Annotated in this window: 2 protein-coding genes; both read right to left on the reverse strand. The window is 38.7% G+C overall.

Translation table 11 applies throughout. The features are described 5' to 3' along the window. Window positions 1-94 precede the first annotated feature (94 nt). Window positions 95-571, reverse strand: a complete 477-nt coding sequence (locus VSA01S_RS19640; RefSeq protein WP_039983967.1) for a hypothetical protein — start codon at window positions 569-571, stop codon at window positions 95-97. Further along, window positions 572-1961, reverse strand: a 1390-nt coding sequence (locus tag VSA01S_RS19645) for an S-type pyocin domain-containing protein (RefSeq protein WP_186810640.1), incomplete at its 5' end; no start/stop codon positions are given.

Consider the following 1961-nt stretch of genomic DNA (forward strand, 5'->3'; position numbering starts at 1 on the left):
GAACTCTTCAATATCTTTAGAATTTACGCATAAAAAGAGGTGCTCAATTAGGCACCTCAGAAAGATTTTCAATTTTTGCAAAAAAACCGGAGAGTCAAGCGAGCTCTTTTATACTACGATCTACTTCACTAAACAGGCTATTTATATCTACAAGGTATTTATAAACTGACTCATCATCACATGAGACTTCATGCCCAGTATCATTTGCAGCAATTACCATATCAGGTAGGTCTTGGCCTCTAAAAGCAAACCTAATTGAATGACTAGTTCTATATTCATACATTTTATCTATTTCATCTGAGAAGTTGTCAGGATCAACTTGATCATAGAAATTACTAATCCCCGTTGCCACTGAAAAGGCATCATTACTAATTACTGGGCATTTTTCATTTCTAATTGCCGATTCATTTTCTACGAACCAATTTAGTTCCTCTGCATTTTCAAGAACGACTTTGGCTAGGTTTACACATTCCCCAGTCATTTGATTAATGAGATTCATTGACAACAAGAATAAAGTTAATTCTGTATCATATTCTGTGGCTGGTTGAATTTCAAATTTAAACTTATACATTTATTTACCCTTAATTAGTTTCTTGTACTCAGCGTTTCCAAAGTGGCCAAGTTTTTTCATTTCTTTTAATACTGAAGATGGAGCTTCTGTACCCTTTACAGGATAACCATGCCATCCATCCCTATTATCTGGCTGAAACTCGTAGATTTTTCCATCATGATACGCATACCTCTGTTTTCCTCCTTGAAGAGATTTATTTAGAACTTCTCTACCAACATCATCACTAAGGTCCATTTCAGTTCCCCAGCCGCCTTTACGGTGCTTAGCTGTGGGCGCATACTTTAAAGCGTCTGAACTATAAACGATATAAAGTGGTTTAATACCAGTATCTGATGGAAAAGTTAGAATATAGTCGTTAAATTCCACATCACTTACTGGCGTGATATATGTATTATCAAATTCCTTCCCTTGCTCTGCTTCAGGGTGAATATAGATATTGTAAGGGTCAACATCCGGAATAGGACTTACTAAAATGTTACCCTCATTTGTTTCAGCTACTCCAGGAAGCCACTCGATAGTAATCCCTGGTTCTAGATCGACAACAAACTTATCGCCTACTTTTTCAACTGTGCGCTTTGGAATTTCAGTATGATCTACATGATAGCCATGTATTTTTCCTTCATTGTCAAAGCTAAATCGGATGAGCGTATCAACCCTATCACGGTATAGGAGATCCTCATTGTTATAGAGAGTGCCATCGCCTAAACTAGGCGAATAGAAGAGCATAAAAGCTGTACTTAACCCTGCGCCTGCTAAACGTAAGCCATAAGTAGACAATTCTGCTAAAGCTGTACCAGCTGAAATAGCTGCTCTATCTAAGAGCATTTCAAGAGATGCAGAGCCTGCAAACGTTCTGTATCCAGCTGCTGTAGTAATAGCTCCAAGCGCCATGGCATCCGTAGCTCCACCGCTTCGTTTGCCTGTATCAGAACCAGAGTCTGGATTACTCCTAAAGACTGAAATATTACCTGTGTCAGAGGCAAGCTCTCTGCAATTTCCAACACAAACTTCCCCAGGGGCAAGATTACAAGATTTGGCAAAGACCTTAGGAGGGGCTATTTCTGGTGCTGAAGCATCATCTCCAACACTTTTTGTTTTAGTTTCATCAGAGCCCTTAATACCGTCAAACGTAGGAGAATCATAGCTATTAATATGCTCAACTAAGCTCTTGGCACTTTGGTTACCTGTTTCTTTAACCTCAAGTATTCTTTTTTCAAGGTCCAACGATTTTTCTATCGTTTGCTTTGAGTATTCCGCTTGAGCGTCATTAATAGAAGAATACTTAACTCGCTTTAACTTAGTAGATGAGACGATAGGGTTTTGTCCCATTGCTTGTTGTGTTGCTGTTTGAGCGTTAAACATCTCAACAGCTTGATCATAAGTCACATGA

The sequence above is a fragment of the Vibrio sagamiensis NBRC 104589 genome (assembly GCF_007990935.1).
GTDB classification, from domain to species: Bacteria; Pseudomonadota; Gammaproteobacteria; order Enterobacterales; family Vibrionaceae; genus Vibrio; species Vibrio sagamiensis.

Excerpts from the sequence above, each read along its gene's own strand:
- VSA01S_RS19640 (WP_039983967.1), bottom strand. The coding sequence starts at position 571 with ATGTATAAGTTTAAATTTGAAATTCAACCAGCCACAGAATATGATACA.